General features: G+C 35.6%; 15 protein-coding genes. 2 read left to right on the top strand and 13 right to left on the bottom strand.

Annotated elements, in window-relative coordinates; all coding sequences use genetic code 11:
* Nucleotides 1-3: 3 nt before the first annotated feature.
* From F3D3_RS23320 to F3D3_RS07450, 5 genes are all read right to left on the bottom strand, one after another.
* Nucleotides 4-192, bottom strand: coding sequence for an NRDE family protein (locus tag F3D3_RS23320; RefSeq protein ID WP_084388892.1), 189 nt, complete (start codon nucleotides 190-192; stop codon nucleotides 4-6).
* A complete protein-coding gene (locus F3D3_RS25170; protein ID WP_084388891.1) occupies nucleotides 167-259 on the bottom strand; it encodes an NRDE family protein in 93 nt (30 codons plus the stop codon). The genes F3D3_RS23320 and F3D3_RS25170 overlap by 26 nt, the downstream gene beginning before the upstream one ends.
* Nucleotides 260-262: 3 nt before the next feature.
* Nucleotides 263-820 carry a DJ-1 family glyoxalase III gene (locus F3D3_RS07460; protein ID WP_069872643.1) on the bottom strand — a complete coding sequence of 186 codons (558 nt, stop codon included), beginning with the start codon at nucleotides 818-820 and terminating at the stop codon, nucleotides 263-265.
* A gap of 192 nt (nucleotides 821-1,012) precedes the next feature.
* Nucleotides 1,013-2,272, bottom strand: a complete 1,260-nt coding sequence (locus F3D3_RS07455; RefSeq protein ID WP_069872641.1) for a hypothetical protein — start codon at nucleotides 2,270-2,272, stop codon at nucleotides 1,013-1,015.
* A 141-nt stretch (nucleotides 2,273-2,413) separates the two neighbouring features.
* Nucleotides 2,414-4,444 carry a hypothetical protein gene (locus tag F3D3_RS07450; RefSeq protein WP_069872639.1) on the bottom strand — a complete coding sequence of 677 codons (2,031 nt, stop codon included), beginning with the start codon at nucleotides 4,442-4,444 and terminating at the stop codon, nucleotides 2,414-2,416.
* Between the two features lie 487 nt (nucleotides 4,445-4,931).
* Between F3D3_RS07450 and F3D3_RS07440 the strand changes: the two genes are divergently transcribed.
* Complete coding sequence (locus F3D3_RS07440; protein WP_069872635.1) at nucleotides 4,932-5,363, top strand: hypothetical protein; 432 nt, start codon at nucleotides 4,932-4,934, stop codon at nucleotides 5,361-5,363.
* A gap of 63 nt (nucleotides 5,364-5,426) precedes the next feature.
* On the opposite strand, the gene F3D3_RS07435 is transcribed toward F3D3_RS07440, so the two are convergent.
* Genes F3D3_RS07435 through F3D3_RS07425 form a run of 3 tightly spaced genes read right to left on the bottom strand, consistent with a single transcriptional unit; the run spans nucleotide 5,427 to nucleotide 8,663 of the window.
* The gene (locus tag F3D3_RS07435) at nucleotides 5,427-6,758 is read right to left on the bottom strand and encodes a replication-associated recombination protein A (protein ID WP_069872634.1); all 1,332 of its coding nucleotides are present in this window, start codon (nucleotides 6,756-6,758) and stop codon (nucleotides 5,427-5,429) included.
* 2 nt (nucleotides 6,759-6,760) lie between these two features.
* Complete coding sequence (locus F3D3_RS07430) at nucleotides 6,761-7,423, bottom strand: FadR/GntR family transcriptional regulator (RefSeq protein ID WP_069872632.1); 663 nt, start codon at nucleotides 7,421-7,423, stop codon at nucleotides 6,761-6,763.
* Nucleotides 7,424-7,439: 16 nt separating this feature from the next.
* Nucleotides 7,440-8,663, bottom strand: a complete 1,224-nt coding sequence (locus tag F3D3_RS07425; RefSeq protein ID WP_069872631.1) for an RtcB family protein — start codon at nucleotides 8,661-8,663, stop codon at nucleotides 7,440-7,442.
* Between the two features lie 183 nt (nucleotides 8,664-8,846).
* On the opposite strand from F3D3_RS07425, the gene F3D3_RS07420 reads away from it, so the two are divergent.
* Nucleotides 8,847-9,491, top strand: a complete 645-nt coding sequence (locus F3D3_RS07420) for a hypothetical protein (RefSeq protein WP_069872629.1) — start codon at nucleotides 8,847-8,849, stop codon at nucleotides 9,489-9,491.
* 83 nt (nucleotides 9,492-9,574) lie between these two features.
* Here F3D3_RS07420 and F3D3_RS07415 read toward each other — a convergent pair whose 3' ends face one another.
* From F3D3_RS07415 to F3D3_RS07395, 5 genes are all read right to left on the bottom strand, one after another.
* Nucleotides 9,575-10,711, bottom strand: coding sequence for a response regulator (locus tag F3D3_RS07415; RefSeq protein ID WP_069872627.1), 1,137 nt, complete (start codon nucleotides 10,709-10,711; stop codon nucleotides 9,575-9,577).
* 12 nt (nucleotides 10,712-10,723) lie between these two features.
* A complete protein-coding gene (locus tag F3D3_RS07410) occupies nucleotides 10,724-11,884 on the bottom strand; it encodes an HDOD domain-containing protein (RefSeq protein ID WP_069872626.1) in 1,161 nt (386 codons plus the stop codon).
* A 23-nt stretch (nucleotides 11,885-11,907) separates the two neighbouring features.
* On the bottom strand, nucleotides 11,908-13,221 hold the full coding sequence (locus F3D3_RS07405) for a sensor histidine kinase (protein ID WP_084388890.1): 1,314 nt from the start codon (nucleotides 13,219-13,221) through the stop codon (nucleotides 11,908-11,910).
* A 166-nt stretch (nucleotides 13,222-13,387) separates the two neighbouring features.
* A complete protein-coding gene (gene orr / locus F3D3_RS07400) occupies nucleotides 13,388-14,446 on the bottom strand; it encodes an ornithine racemase Orr (RefSeq protein ID WP_069872624.1) in 1,059 nt (352 codons plus the stop codon).
* Nucleotide 14,447: 1 nt separating this feature from the next.
* The gene (locus F3D3_RS07395; protein WP_069872622.1) at nucleotides 14,448-15,830 is read right to left on the bottom strand and encodes a GlmL-related ornithine degradation protein; all 1,383 of its coding nucleotides are present in this window, start codon (nucleotides 15,828-15,830) and stop codon (nucleotides 14,448-14,450) included.
* Nucleotides 15,831-15,884: the final 54 nt, after the last annotated feature.

Here is a 15,884-nt window from a genome sequence, read left to right as displayed (position 1 = left end):
GACTCAAAATTCAATAATCTGCTCTTGCCACACGGCATTTGAGTCCAAATAGCGCTCAGCATAGGTAACTCGGTCTTCCCGATCCACTAATATAACGGTTTGATAGAGCGTCCCATAAGTTTCCAAATCTATAAAAATGGACGAAAGACTACGTTCTAAAGCAATATCAATCCCCGTATGAGGTAAATTCATCTCTATTGCCGAGATAAATGAGCTTATACTTGGGATGTTGATTGAGCGCAAATAAGATTGTACACATCTCTTACCTGCTTTCCATTGTGGGCATGACCATCTTTTCACTTAATGCTTCTGCAATTGGACTGCCTTTTAACACGGTCACAAGCTTCAAAGCAAATTCAAGCGCAACGCCAACACCTCTACCTGTGATCAATTTGCCATCTTGTACGACGGGTTCGTCTACCTGAATACACTGATCTAGTTTCTTCAAAAAGTTTGGATAAGCAGTCACTTTTCTTTTGTCAATTAGGCCCCAATCATAGAGCACCGAAGGCGCTGCACAGATTGCTGCAATATAGACATGCTCTTCGAATCCTTTTTTGACAAGTGCTTCTAAATCGCGATTTGCTTTGAGATTATCAATGCCAGGAACACCACCTGGTAAAACCAACATTTCAACTTTTTCAGTTGGATTTAGCAATTCAATCTCAGTATCCATTTTAATCGTGATGCCGTGTCCACCAGTGATCTCACGACCGTTTATGCCAACCATTTTCACGTCTATATCTGCTCGCCGTAAAACATCCACCGTTGCAAGTGCTTCTACTTCTTCAAATCCTGTTGCAAAAAAAATGTAAACCATCTCTTATACCTCCATATTCTAGCGCTCATAGCGTACACTCAGTCCGCTGCGCTCTTCGTAACCCTTGCGCAATCCGTTCCCGCGATTACCGAAGTTCATCCTTTTCACCCTTAGGGGGAAAGTGGCGTAGTCCTTGCATCGCAAGGAATATGACATCAGATGGATTTCCTGTAATCGACGTGTTAGACGACGTTAATTTATTGTATCTAAACGGTGGTTCTTAATATCCTGAATTGTCTTATAGACCATCACTACTTTTTCAAACAACATCCAGCAATCATAAACAAATTCTAATAAAAATAATTCATCAGTTAAAATACCTGAAGTATTAAATATTTCAATTTTATGCTCATAAGGAATGTAATTCCATGATTCATGACCTATTGCATTTCTTACTTTATTGTCAAACTTTGGCATCAAACTATCAAATCCTACATTTAAATCTAAAAATTTCTGTTTATCTCCCTTAGAGAGACGTGAAAACTGATTAAAAGTATTAATACTCTTATTTTTAATTAATATTTCAGTTGGAAATTGACAATAATTATCTCTTTCTAATATATTATTTAGCAATATAATTGTATCGTATACAGATAGTAAATTTTCGTAAACCGTCAAATAAATATTCTTAATATCAGTGAAATCAGTGGTCGTCAAAGTATATTCTTTATATATAGCATCGTGCGATGATTCGTTAATGTAACATAAAAGAGTCGATGGCAAAAATAAGTAATAATTATTTATAATTGAGTTTAAACTTCTGAACAATCTTAAATCACAATCTTTTAACCTTTCAACCGTGCAATGCTCTGTTAGAAATTTATTATACGCGATTTTTTTTTCGATTCTTAAAATCTTCATAAGCCTTAAATTCTCTTTATTATAGTTCGTAATTGTCTTGTCTTTTAAAAAAGCAGAATAAATATTTATATTATAAGTATATAAATGCTCTAAAAGTGTCTTATCAGTATGAATATAACTAGAATCAAGATCAAGACGATCTTTTAATTGTTGAGACAAATATTGAATATTATTGTTATAATATAGATCGTTAATCCTTTGATAAATATGCAATTCATTTTCATAAACTTCAATGCCTCTTAAAAAACATTTTCTAAAACTCTCATAATTTTCAGGTCCAATATATTGAATTGATCTAATAAAAGGAGTCATTCCCGGTTTAACATTTCTTTGTTTAGTAATCTTATATGTCAAAAGTTCAGATGAAGTTTCTGCAATAAAATCATAATCATCTCCTTCAACCCTAGTCGCATTTTTAGTAGTCATATCAATAGTAATATTTTCTTGATCAGTAATTAAATCGAACTTCAAAATGGTTTTACATTCTGGACATACAATACTGACTGGTGCTTGTTTAATATGTCCAACTTGCCATTTCAAATCTACTATTGAATTACATACATCACATTTCATGTATATGTTAGTTACCATAATGCCCCCCTAATAAATTAATGTTGTCTAACGTTTCCGCGATTACCGAAGTCACTCTCTTTTAACACCTTAGCGGAAAAAGTGTCACAGCACTTGCCACACAAGGGCTGTGACATAAGAGTGATTTAGGTAATAGGCGTGTTAGCTGTTGGAACTAGAGTTGATAAGATCAGTTTCAATTTCACAAATTTCTTTCTCTAAAACACTAATTTTATTTACTAATTTTGAGTGAATTTTTAGTACCCTTTTCTCTAAGAAATCATCAAATTGATTAAAGAATTTAATTGGATTAAACTCTTTTCTAAACAGAATATTATGAGAAGTAACAATAATTGGTGTAAGACCTAAAAACAAGTAAAACTTCCAACTATAAGTTCCTGAATCATTCAATATTTGATTTTTAAACCCTATAAAGTAGTAAAAAAACAAAACAAATATCGTTAATATTTTAATAATCTTCTTGTAAATTATAACTCGATTTTTTATATCCCGTAGTTTAGTTTTATCAATGCCTAAAGCTGTTTTTTTCTCATTTAGGAGCTTCTTTAGAATGGCAGTACTTTTTTGTATTACATCACTTTTTTCATTTATTTCTGATTTCATATTCGCTATTTCTTTATTTAAAATTTCAATACGATTTCGTTTAACTTCCTCTTCCTCAATAAATTTATTAATTGAATCTTCTGTAATTAGAGACAGCGCATCATTAATTCTTGATTTGGTGATCTCTTCTGGTTTCATAACATAGGATTTCAGATGAATAAGTCTTGCAATTGCAAGTTCTTCACTTAATTTTCCGGAATTTGCTTCTTTCTTTAACTCAAAAAACTTATCTGAGACTTTACATCTTATAATTGTTGATAAGATAGTCTGTGATTTTGAAATAACATTAAAAGATTTTGGATAGTTCAAATTTCCGAAACCTTTATTCAATACATACCATAACTCCTCGGTTATTCTGAATAAATTAATTGCATATTTATATATTTCTTTACTTTTAACTCTTCTATCTTTTGCAATTTTAAGAGTTTCTGTTGTCCCAGTTAAAAAAATATATTCACATTCTCTTAAATTGATCGATCCATTTCTTTTTCTTAATATTGCTATATAATTTAATATTTTTAACGTATTGTCAATATCATTAAAATCAGTTGATAATTCCCTTATTAATTCCTCACTAATTAAATTGAATTTTTGATTTTCTTCACAATAAAAATCTTGATATTCAGCTTCATAAATATTGTGTTTTTCTAGAGTAATAAAAAAATCCGTTTTCTTTTCAAGAATATCGCTTGGCATACCACACCCATTTAAAATTGAATTCATGGCAACATTTGACGGGTCAATCTGCTCATCTCCATCAAGTAGATATTTAGCTTTTGTAAAAAATCCATCTATTTCTCTTTTTACTTCTTCAAAATATTTCAATTTTATTGCGGTTCCGCCAACCTTTTCATTTATTTCAGAAACTAATTTTAGAAAATCTTCTAAAAATATTTTATATAATTCACCATTATAACCAGCTAAATGAAACAATATTTCAACATCACAAAAAATCACAAGCTCATTTTTCCAACAGTTTGCATCAAAATAATCACTCTCATGTTTCAATCCGCTATATAAAATTACTCCTTCTTTTATTTTTTCCAAATTACTCGAAAAATCAAGTTTTGTAGAATTGCTGATTATAAATGCTGAAACATATTCGTTATATTCGTTATCATTAACCTCATTAAGTAGAAATGAACAAAATGAAGCTTGTAAATTGTGCTTCCTCTTCGCAGTTATTTTAATATTTTTTTGCTCTTCTACAAACTTTATTAATGCATCAATGATTGTATTTGTCTCAATTTGGCTTTCCTGAAATTGTACATCTACCTCACTTGTCAAATTAACATCCACATTTTGAACATAGCATTTTCCATCTATTCTTTGGATACTACTCATTTTAGAAATTGTTGAATTAACAATTGCAACTGGTATTTCAAATTCAAATGTTTCATTTAACAAATTTGAAATTTCTATCAATTTGAAATTATGTAGACGTTTATCATGTATTATATAATTGATGAATGTCTCAATTATTTGATAGTAATCTTTCTTTGAGTTATATAATTCTCGAAATACTGCTAATGAAGATAAAAGTTTTGTTTGATTTCTTTGAGTGTTCATTTCATAGTCCCCCTTCTAGTTCTTTCAGCTAACTTGCGGATTGTCGGTATCTCCCAATACTCAGTCCGCTGCGCTACCTTCGTAACCCTTGCGCAATCCTTGCGGATTGTCGGTATCTCCCAATACTCAGTCCGCTGCGCTACCTTCGTAACCCTTGCGCAATCCTTGCGGATTGTCGGTATCTCCCAATACTCAGTCCGCTGCGCTACCTTCGTAACCCTTGCGCAATCCTTGCGGATTGTCGGTATCTCCCAATACTCAGTCCGCTGCGCTACCTTCGTAACCCTTGCGCAATCCTTGCGGATTGCATTCAGCGGGAGTTTCACTCCCGCTGAATTAGGAATATGTTCTCCCACTTTTTAAAAAGTGGGAGAACATATTCCCAAGGGTTATATTAACATTATAATATATTTAACAGAAATCATGAGACATTTTTGTGGTGATTGCGTATAATTAGGGTAACAGTAGAAAAATGGAGGTAAATATTATGTTTAAATTTGCTAAAAAAATGGAAGAAGAAAGACAATATTATGAAGATCTGCTTACTAGATCAGAACAAAAACAAACTGCCAGCCTTATAGTGGGCTTTGCTGTTGGCGCTGTTGCAGGCTATTGTGCTAAAAAATATGTTTTGCCAAAGCTTGCTAAAATTGAGTATAAAGAAAGATTTTCAGAAGAAACCGATTTTTTAAAAGAGCGCTTTAGCGATTTAAAACATTCATTTCTCTCATTAAAAGATAAGCTGCCATTTGGAGACTGCTGTGATCATCTCTGTTGTTGCGGTGAGGATGATGAATGTGATGATGAATGCTGTTGTGAAGAAAGTAAGGCTGAAGAAATATCATCTAAAGCTGTTGACGCCGTTAAAGGTGCTCAAGAAGCCATCCATGACAAAGTAAAAGAAACTTTTAATGAATAATCGTGCAAAGAGTTGTCGCATAAAACGACAACTCTTTTTTTGAGCTTTAATACATAAAATGTTTTATTTTGAAAACTTAGTGCGCTCAAGGTATGCCTTAATAACCGCTTCATGTCCCAAATCAGTCGGTCTATAATAACGCTTTTCTTTGATCTCATCTGGTAAATATTGTTGTTTGATATAATGACCTTCAAATGCATGTGGATACTGATATTTTGGATAAGCCGAGTCCCCACTGTAGTTGCGCTCTAGTTTTAAAGAGGTTCCGTCTTTGAGATAATAAGGTATTCTGCCTGTATCGTGATTGGCGATATCTTCAAGCACTTCGTCTATGCCAAGATATGCTGCGTTTGATTTAGGGGCTGTCGCCACATAAGTTGCAGCTTGAGCCAGTAAAATACGCCCCTCTGGCATGCCTATAAAGTCCACAGCTTGAGCTGCATTGTTGGCCACCACAAGCGCCATCGGGTCTGCGTTTCCCACATCTTCTGCTGCACAGATCACGATTCTCCTTGCAATAAATCTTGGATTCTCCCCCCCGTAAATCATCTTGCCCAGATAGTAAAGTGCCGCATCTGGATCAGAACCTCGCATACTCTTAATAAAGGCAGAGACAATATCATAATGATTGTCTCCATTTTTATCATAATCCATATATTTCATTTGAAGACATTCTTCAATCACTTCTGGTGTGATATTGACTTTTCCGAGCAAATCATCTTGCGAAAATACCGCAAGCTCCAAAACATTCAAAGCCCTTCTCGCATCTCCAGCCGCCATCTCTGCTATATACTGCTTTGTTTCATCCGAAATAGCGATGTCATACATCCCAAGTCCGTTTTCCATATCCGAAAGCGCCTTGTTGATGATATTCAAAATACTCTCACTGTCCAATTTTTCAAGTTTAAAAACAGATGATCTGGAAATCAAAGCACTGTTCACCTCAAAATAAGGATTTTCAGTGGTTGCACCGATCAATATAACCGTACCATCTTCCACAAAAGGCAAAAGTGCATCCTGCTGGCTTTTGTTAAATCTATGAATTTCATCAATAAATAAAATTGTCCGTTTGCCATAAAGGGATAAATTATCCTTGGCCATCTGCACCGTATCTCTGATGTCCTTAACCCCTGAAGTTACCGCATTTAAGCTGATAAATTCCGATTCCGTCTTTTTTGCGATAATTTTTGCAAGCGAAGTCTTACCACTCCCAGGGGGCCCATAAAGCAGTATAGAACTCAATCGATCCGATTGAATCAGCTTTGAAAGAAGTCGCCCTTCACCAATAATCTTCTCTTGCCCAAAAAAAGCATCCAGCGTTTCAGGTTTCATCCGTTCTGCCAGCGGCGCTTGTTTTTCAAGTTTTGCCTTTGCCATTAAATCAAATAAATCCATCCTTAAACCACCTTCTCCAAAGTCCACTTCACAATCTCATTAAATGTCATTTTAAGCGGTTCTATTGCTTTGTTTTTAAAAGCATTTTGCCAATCTAGATAGAAAGTTCTGATTTCATCGTTTAATTCAATCTCAAGGGGGTTCAAATATTCTGCCACGAGTTGCTGCATTATGATGAGCAAACGATAGCTCAGTTCATCTTGTAACAATTTGGCGGCACCCTCTAAGCATTTTAGCATGGACTCATAATAAGCGACTAGAGTCTCCTTTTCCATATTTTGAACGCCATACTGATTGATCATCATTTGAAGATCATGAGGCGTAACCGTTTTGAGTCGTGTCATCATTTGATACGCTTGAAATTGTATTGTTGAAAATAAAATAGCAGGATTCGCTGAAAAATTTATAAATTCAGAACCCAGTGGATTCTTTGAAAGTCCTGGTACTTGTGCCACATAAGTCCCAATTCCCCTCTTTACTTCAAGGACATTGCGACTCTCAAGTGTTTTGATCGCTTCCCTCAACGTCGCTCTTGATATATTGAGTTCTTCTGATAACTGTAACTCATTGGGCATCTTGTCTCCTGGCTTAAATAAGCCTTTAACGATTAAATCCACTATATTTTCGACTATTTTCTCTGAAAGAAGTTTTTTTTGATACATCATATGCGCTCTCCTGAAATTACGCTTTAAAATTATAAAGCGGTCTAATGATTTCTACTACATCAACGGTATCTTCAATATATTTTAAAATCAGATCCAGCGGTTTATAAGCCATCGGACTTTCATCCAATGTTTTCTCTGTAATGCTGCTACTATAAATGCCCTGCATCTCATTTTTAAACTCTGTAAGCGATAAGTTTTCAATAGCCATCCTTCTGCTGAGTAACCGTCCTGCACCATGAGGTGCGGAATAATTGTAGTCTGCATTGCCTTTCCCAATTGCAATTATAGAACCGTCTCTCATGTTTATAGGGATCACCAATTGCTCACCTTTCTGCGCGCTAACCGCGCCCTTTCGAATCATAAAATCATCAAAATGAATATAGTTATGCACGGTTTCAAAGTGCACTAATGTTTCTAGAGGCTGCTTCAGATGTTCACAAATCTTTTGAGCGATTATGCTTCGATTTAAAGAAGCGTACTTTTGAGCAAATTTCATATCTTGAAGATAATTCTCTCGATCATGTCCTTCCAGAAAAGCCAACTGATTAGACACATGATACGGTTCCATTTTCTTTTCGAATTCTAAAAGAATTGCCTTTTCTAATGCTTTGTTCTTTTGTTTTCGAATGCGTTTTAGAGCCTGATCTTTTTCAGATTTAAGTTTCTTTTTAACATGCTCACAATAATGTATGGCCTTTTTTTGATAAAAGGAGGCTACTTGGTGTCCAAAGTTTCGGCTACCTGTATGGATCACTAAATATTTCTCACCTTCTGAATTGACATTGATTTCAATAAAGTGATTACCGCCACCCAAAGTGCCTAGTGAAAGCAAATGCTTACGCGCATCCGAACAGGTTAATTTAGAAAGTCGTTCCACTTCCAATTTAAAATCGTCCTCAAAAGTCGTTGATAATTGTGCGTTGATTTCAAATCCACTTGGAATATGCGCCCTAATGTACTGATCTAAAAGTTTAAAGTCAATCTCCATTTGCCCTAAAGCAACAAGCATCATACCACAACCGATATCCACACCGATGAGGCTTGGTACAATCTCGTTGGGCACTTGAGCTGTAAAGCCTATGACACACCCTTTACCCGAATGACAATCTGGCATAATCCGTATCTTTTGATCCTTAAAAATGAACAAATCACAGACGCTTTTCACTTGCCTTTTAGCATCTTCTTCTATTGCGTCACAAAAGACCAGTGCTTTATTGTATTTGCCGTTAATTTCAATCATCTCATCACGTCCTAAGTCAGTGCTGGAATTCTCCTAATTTTCAATCATCTCAATCATTTAATCCAATTGTAACATGAATATATTCGATTATCAAAATATCAGTGCACAAAATTTCTAAAGTTCTTCTATATATTGCCGATATATCTATTGCAAGGATGCCAATGATTTCAAGGAGGAATAATTATGGATATTCAGGTTAAATCTTACGAATACTCAAAAATAGAAAGCACGAGTGCTTCTATTTCAAAATCATCAACAGGTGATTCTAAGGCTCAAATTAATTCATCCAAAACAGAGCAAGCTGTTTATAAGGAACAATCTCTTTATATTGAAGATACACTAGAGATTGGCACTCCCCCACCTAAAGCTGAGGCGACTTATAAATTCGATGCTAAAAAAATTGCAGAAATGAAAAATGAAATGTCTTTAAAAAGCGATTCTTTTAAAAGCATGGTTCGAGATATGCTCGAAAAACAGGGTTTAAATGCAGATGTTATTTTGGCAAGAATGGATCAAGGTGAAAAAGTTCAAGTTAAGGTCGATGACGAAACCAAAGCTAAGGCAAAAGAAAACATTTCCGAAGACGGTTTTTGGGGTGTTAAAGAAACTTCTAAACGCATCTTAGATTTTGCAAAAGCAATCAGTAACAGTGACCCTTCTAAAATCGAAATGTTAAAAGATGCTTTTAAAGCCAGTTATGAGGAAGTTAAAGAACTTTTCGGTGGCAAACTGCCAGAAATCAGTCAAAAAACTTATGACGCTGTAATGAAAGGCTTCGACGATTGGGCAAATGGTGATACAGACACCACTGAGCAGACAGAAACTTAAATACTTTAAAAATAAATAAACATTATAAAGCGATACGCATAACCTTCAAAATTATGTGTATCGCTTTCTTTATGTGCATTGAATCACTCAGACACCTCTGGTTTAATCATGAAGAGATCATTTGTCTTTTCTTTGACAAGGAGTATCACGGAGATATGATAAGCGCCATTGCGAAGTGTCATTTCGGATACGCCACCGATGCATTTTACAACAATGCTCACAAATTTTCCGAATTCATTCACAAAATGAGTGAGACCCTGCGTTTCTTCACATATAATTTTGAAAACCATAATGTGCTTACCATTTGTCAGATCAGCTTTAAGAACAAAACGATCCATTTGGGAATCGCTATGCTTGATATTCTCTATGATCTCACCAATGACACCTGTGATCTGCTTGAAATTATCATAATATGAGTCACGTCGACTCTCTTTGTGAATTTCTATAATCTCACCAAGCTGGTAATTCTTATTGAAAAATTCTGCGAGATCATCCAGATCAAATGCACGTAGTGAAAACTTAGAATAATCAAAGACTTTATTGAGGAAATTCATTCTTGTATTCATGTGCTGCAAATGCATGGCAATCAAATGTTCTTTTTCATATTGCTTAGTGCTATCAGTGACCCCCTCAGTGGTAATATAGGCGTCTAAATCCTTGGACAGCTTTCTCACATCCTCAGAAGTCAGCAGGTGATGATAATTTATGGTTTTAATCATTTCTTCATAAAGTTTTAAAAAGTAGTCTACTTTTTCATAGCCTTCTGTAAGTAATTTTTGGTAGAGTTCATTTTTTTTCTCAAGCGAGCGCTCTTTAGTTTCTTTAGAGTGTCTTTCATGATAAAGCTCTATGGCTTCTCTGATGTAAACCTTCAATTCTGTATCCAGATCCCAGGGTTTCGTCAAAAATTTATAGATATCCACCTTGTTGATTGTCACCAAAATTTGCGGGAGCTGTGTGTAACCGCTCAATACGATTTTCACCGTATCTGGGCTCATTTTATGGATAAATTGAAGTAATTCAAGGCCGTTCATCCCTGGCATTCTCATGTCCGTCACCACAACAGCAATCTCTTCTTTTGCGAATAACTCAATGGCTTTTTGCCCTGAATCTATAAAGAACTTTTCATAGGGCTCTGTTCTTAGACCTCTATTAAGCGCCTTCAATATTTCGACTTCATCATCTACGATAAGGACTTTGTATTTACTATAATCTACCATTTTGTCCTCCTGCTATTCATTCTCATATTTAACAATAATGGGCTTTAAATACTCTAAATCAATTTTCAATATATCTAGGGCTTCCAGAAAACTAGATCTCAGTATCTCATATTCACCTTTTTCAATCATGGATGCCAAAGTAACTAACGCTACCAATTCCTTATGAATGATATGCTCGTCAGAAGGTCTATGATGGTACATGCACACCTCAATTAATTCTATAGGGAAGGCCCACCAATTTAAAAAATAACCGCCCACAACGGCATGATCTATCTTAAAATTCACTTTTTCTTGGGCCATAATTTGATCATCACTAATATCTGCCGATAATATCTCCGAAGAATAAGCCTCCTCAAATATTTGAAGCATAATGATTTTCCCAATATCATGTATCAAGCCAGCTGTGCCCACAATTGGCGGTACTTTCTTTTTGTAATACTTCTCATGCAAATCGTGAAAGATATTATTGGTCCTCGCCGAATGCTGCCAAACGGATTCGCCTTTTTTAATCAGAGGTTCTTTCATCTGTGAAATTTCATAAGATAAAATAATCTGCTTCAAGTTATTTAAGCCAATATACATCACTGCCTGCTGTAAATTGCCTGTTTTCGCTTGATAAAATGCTGAATTGGCAAGCCTCAGTATATTCGATGTAATCGCTAAATCTTCTTCTATTATGCCACAAATTTCTTCAATACTCTTGTCTTTTTGAATCAACATATTCACGCGGTCAAAAAGTCTTGGAAGTGTCTTAATATTTTCAAAATTTTGAACTTTATCAAATAAATTCACTTGCTCAAACTCATCTTCTAGTGAAAACATCTTTTTTATACTGCCAATGATCTCATCATTATTCCACGGTTTATAAAAGTATTGCTTTGCAAGGTTTTTACTAACCGCCTCCGTGATGCTATCCACAGAAGCGTAACCGCTAAGCGCTACTCTTATTGTCCTCGGCGAAGCCTCTTTAAACACTTTTAAAACTCTAATGCCATCGAAATTTGGCATCTTGATGTCCGTGACCAACATGTCGATAAAGTCCAGTTCTAAGTAGATATTAATGGCTTCAGTGATACCATCCGCATAATAACATTCATATTCAAGATTTCTGAAAAGTCTTTTTAAAGACCTTAAAATATTGGTTTCATCATCTATGAATAATATTTTTCTCATCCCTTTACCTCCACACTTTCAAGTCATATATTCATAAATTCATCAACTGTATCCACATCCACTTTACGTATTGGTATTTTTATTTTAAATGTGGTTCCAAGACCATATTCAGAGATGAAACTAATCTCACCACCATGCTTATTTGTTATTATATCATACGCAATGCTCATGCCTAGTCCTGTTCCCAGCCCCACTTCTTTTGTGGTGAAAAAAGGCATGAAAATTTGTTCTTGATCGCTGGTTTTTATGCCCATACCATTATCCATAATTTCACAATATATATACTTTTCGTCACTTCGAGTCGTCACTTTGATAAGCCCTTTAAAATTTTTGCCCTTTTCTTTAATGGCATGGACTGCATTGATCAAGATATTGAGCAACACTTGATTGATCTCGCCAGCGATTGCATAGGTTAAAGGCACATACTGCATATCCTTAATGACTTCTGCATCGTATTTAATTTCATTATTTGCGATCATTAAAGTCTCTTCAAGACCTTCATTTATATTAAATTCCGTAAAAGACATCATATGATCCACTCTAGAAAACTTTCTAAGACCGGATACGATTTTTTCAACGCGTTCAAGACCAACACTCGTATCTTGAAATAAGCCCTCATAGTCCTCTAAAATATATTTGTAATCACTTGCCTCAATATAATTTTCGATTTCCTCAAAAAAAAGCTTAGCGGATGGCGTGACATCATCTTCTTCACAGTTTTTTTTAAAATCACTAAATTCACTTTTAAGTCTAATGAGCAATTTCGTGATTTCTCTAAAATAATCGTCTAACATTTTAAAATTACTCTTAACAAATCCAAGCGGATTATTGATTTCATGTGCGACCCCTGCTGCAAGTTGCCCGATACCCACTAATTTTTCTTGATTTAAGATTTTGACTTGGGCTTGATTGATCTCTTTAATCTTTTGCGTCAATTGGTAATTCATATCTAAAATGAGCGATTCACAATTATAAGCCTCCGTAATTTCTTCGATCTGACATATGAACAAGGTGTGCTCTTCAGCAAGTTGCATCTTTAACAAAATTTCAAATTGCTGTTCTTTCTCATCATTTTTTGTCTGGTGTTCAATCAAAGCGACTTCTTTCTTCATACTTCTCATCAGGAAGATTTCTTTTTTTAAAAGTGCTTTCCACCCTAAATCTCTATTGATGATCTCACTAAAGGCTTTATTATGAACAAGCAAATCTCCATTTGAAGTAAGTATTGCGAACGCTATCTTAAGTTGAGCACAAGATTCAAAGAAACTTGCTACAATAGAGTTTTCTGTTAAAAAATGCTGTTGGTCGTCTGTCCAGATCCAATTAGATAAACTCATCCTCGTATCCTCCTAGATATTCTAAGAAACATATACCCTGAATTGAGATGACAAACCAGTTATCCGACTTAAATCAAAAAAGAATAAAAATCTGTAGCCCTTTAAATATAGAGGATATACAGATTTTTTTCGCATATTAATTTATATTATTGTAAGCATCAATTGCTTATAAAATGACCTTCTTAATGTATTCAGAAGTACACGCTTTAAGCATTGCCCCATAGTCTAATCTAAACTGAACGACCTGTCCCACAGCATAGGTTTCTCCAGTAGCGGTTAAATCCATAATCATATGGTCACTGGATGCCCCTATAATCTCTATGCGCTCATCCAAAGGGGTGAGCCCTTCAGGATTGACATCTTGTCTACCGATTGCTGCAATTGCACGCAACATTTTACCTTTATCCACAAAGGTCGGTTTGTTTCCAAAAGCATCCATACCAATCTTGCCTGTTGGAATGGAATCCTTCGTTTTGAGTTCAATAATTTCAGCTTCAAGAATAAACGCATCTTCATGAGCCCCTTTAATGATATCCCCATAAGCGGTTTCTCTTCCGAGCACAATCGCTTCACCAATTCTAAGATTATTGATTTTAGAAGGCATTTCACCGTTATCTAACAAAAATAGACTACTTGAATTGCCACCAGATATAACCTTTAACGCGAGATCAAACTCTTTTTCAATGTGCGCTGCAATAGACACGAGATCACCCAAATTATCGGGTCCTGGTATTACACCACCATAACAGGTTAAATTGACGCCAATCCCCTCTAACGTAATATGCTTCATGTCCATAATGGCTTTTACAGTTTTATCAACATCTGCTTTTAAGATGCCCTCTCTCAGATCTCCTAAGTCGATCATTAGAATAACACGATGTTTTTTAGTCGCTTTATCAGCTGCATGATCAAGTGCTTTTAGGGTTTCAATTTCTGAATTCAAACTGATATCACATAGCGCAACCACACGCTCTGCCTCAGATTGCATGGGCAATCTCAATAAGACTTTATCACAATTCAAATCGATCATTTTTTCAAAGTTTTCAAGCCTTGAATCCGCTATTGCCTTTGCACCACCTTCTATTGAAGCTTGCGCTACAGAAGGCATACCACAATACACTTTGGATACAGCATATAAATCAATATCTAATTGTGACGCTTTTTCTGCTATAAGTGCCGTATTTTCTTTTATCTTTTGACGATTTATAACAAGTCTTGGATACATTTTACACCTCATCCTTTATTCTAAGAGATTTTTTTAATAGCAGTAATGCAGATGCCTTATGTTCTTTTGAAAGGACACCTAGAGAAGCCATAATATAATCATGATCAATTAAGATTTGGGCTTCTTTTTTCGGTAAAAGTTTATCCCCAAGATCATTTTTGGTGATTTCCGCAAGTAATGCCATGCGACTCGGCAATCGTGTACAGGCGCCACCAGTGCCTATGATAAACTTCACACTGGTTAAATCTTTGCCCTCAGCATAAGTTTTTTTACCGCCGCCCGCAAATAAGGTTCTAAAACCCCCTGCATGTCGATTGGCTGATACTATGATGGCTTCTTTTGTAAGCCTTTCAACAAATGCAAATTGTTCTGGCGTTTTAGGAATTGGCACGTGTTCAGCCACAAGGATTTTTATGGTTTCTTCATCCATATTCAACTCTTTTGAAAGATTTTCAATGCCAATCATCTCTACAATATGGGTCATGTTGATGTATACGCCCAAATCACCCTCAACCGTTCTTTTTGCCATAGGTTCAGGTGCAATCAAAATCCTTGATATCTCATCACTGTCTTCTGTAACAGAATGGATATCAGTCGTTGCACCCCCTACATCCACAGTTATGAGGTCTCCAATGTCTTCTCTTAGCATTTTAGAGGCTTCCATCACAGCACCTGGCGTGGGAATAATCGACCCTGAAACCATCTCTCTGATATGTTCCATGCCAGGAGCGTGTACAATGTGTTCTTCAAAGATGTCTTGGAGAACACGTCTTGTGGGTTCAACATTCAGTTGATCTATTTTGGGATAGACATTTTCAACAATATAAAGCTGATTTTGCTTGCCCATTTCTTCAAAAATTAATTTAATTTCTTCTTGATTTTCAATATTTCCAGCATATAGAATAGGCACATCCAGATCCATTTTGGCTATGAGTTCTGCATTATAGATCGCGGTATCTCGCTCTCCATAATCTACGCCTCCTGCAATCAAAATAATATTAGGCTTTACGTCCTTTATTCTCTGAAGATCGGTTCGCCTAAGCTTGCCCGCTGTAACCATATGAATATTGGCACCAGCACCCAGTGCTGCTTCTTTAGCCGCCTTTGCTGTCATGTCATAAACAAGACCATGCACAGTCATTTTAAGCCCACCTGCAGCACTACTGGTTGCCAAAAGTTTATTGTATTCCACTTGATCCGTTTTTAAAGATAGAGTCAAAGCCTCAATTGCCTTATGAAGGCCTATGGTCACATCACCTTCCAGCACTGTCGTTGGCGATTGGCCCTGTCCGATGAACTCAGGGAAAGGTGTGTCTATCCCATTAAAAGCGTTAATGACTGTGGTTGTACTGCCAATTTCAGCAACAAGTAAGTCAATTCTCATTTTTTCACCACCATTTCGAAGACTATTAATTTATAGGCAGAAAGAGGGCGGTTC

Source organism: Fusibacter sp. 3D3 (assembly GCF_001748365.1).
Classification (GTDB): Bacteria; Bacillota; Clostridia; order Peptostreptococcales; family Acidaminobacteraceae; genus Fusibacter_A.
Note: the sequence above shows the minus strand (reverse complement) of the source record. Positions and strands in the feature narration are given on the sequence as shown.

Excerpts from the sequence above, each read along its gene's own strand:
- F3D3_RS23320 (WP_084388892.1), bottom strand. The coding sequence starts at position 192 with ATGAATTTACCTCATACGGGGATTGATATTGCTTTAGAACGTAGTCTT.
- F3D3_RS25170 (WP_084388891.1), bottom strand. The coding sequence starts at position 259 with ATGTGTACAATCTTATTTGCGCTCAATCAACATCCCAAGTATAAGCTC.
- F3D3_RS07460 (WP_069872643.1), bottom strand. The coding sequence starts at position 820 with ATGGTTTACATTTTTTTTGCAACAGGATTTGAAGAAGTAGAAGCACTT.
- F3D3_RS07455 (WP_069872641.1), bottom strand. The coding sequence starts at position 2,272 with ATGGTAACTAACATATACATGAAATGTGATGTATGTAATTCAATAGTA.
- F3D3_RS07450 (WP_069872639.1), bottom strand. The coding sequence starts at position 4,444 with ATGAACACTCAAAGAAATCAAACAAAACTTTTATCTTCATTAGCAGTA.
- F3D3_RS07440 (WP_069872635.1), top strand. The coding sequence starts at position 4,932 with ATGTTTAAATTTGCTAAAAAAATGGAAGAAGAAAGACAATATTATGAA.
- F3D3_RS07435 (WP_069872634.1), bottom strand. The coding sequence starts at position 6,758 with ATGGATTTATTTGATTTAATGGCAAAGGCAAAACTTGAAAAACAAGCG.
- F3D3_RS07430 (WP_069872632.1), bottom strand. The coding sequence starts at position 7,423 with ATGATGTATCAAAAAAAACTTCTTTCAGAGAAAATAGTCGAAAATATA.
- F3D3_RS07425 (WP_069872631.1), bottom strand. The coding sequence starts at position 8,663 with ATGATTGAAATTAACGGCAAATACAATAAAGCACTGGTCTTTTGTGAC.
- F3D3_RS07420 (WP_069872629.1), top strand. The coding sequence starts at position 8,847 with ATGGATATTCAGGTTAAATCTTACGAATACTCAAAAATAGAAAGCACG.
- F3D3_RS07415 (WP_069872627.1), bottom strand. The coding sequence starts at position 10,711 with ATGGTAGATTATAGTAAATACAAAGTCCTTATCGTAGATGATGAAGTC.
- F3D3_RS07410 (WP_069872626.1), bottom strand. The coding sequence starts at position 11,884 with ATGAGAAAAATATTATTCATAGATGATGAAACCAATATTTTAAGGTCT.
- F3D3_RS07405 (WP_084388890.1), bottom strand. The coding sequence starts at position 13,221 with ATGAGTTTATCTAATTGGATCTGGACAGACGACCAACAGCATTTTTTA.
- orr (WP_069872624.1), bottom strand. The coding sequence starts at position 14,446 with ATGTATCCAAGACTTGTTATAAATCGTCAAAAGATAAAAGAAAATACG.
- F3D3_RS07395 (WP_069872622.1), bottom strand. The coding sequence starts at position 15,830 with ATGAGAATTGACTTACTTGTTGCTGAAATTGGCAGTACAACCACAGTC.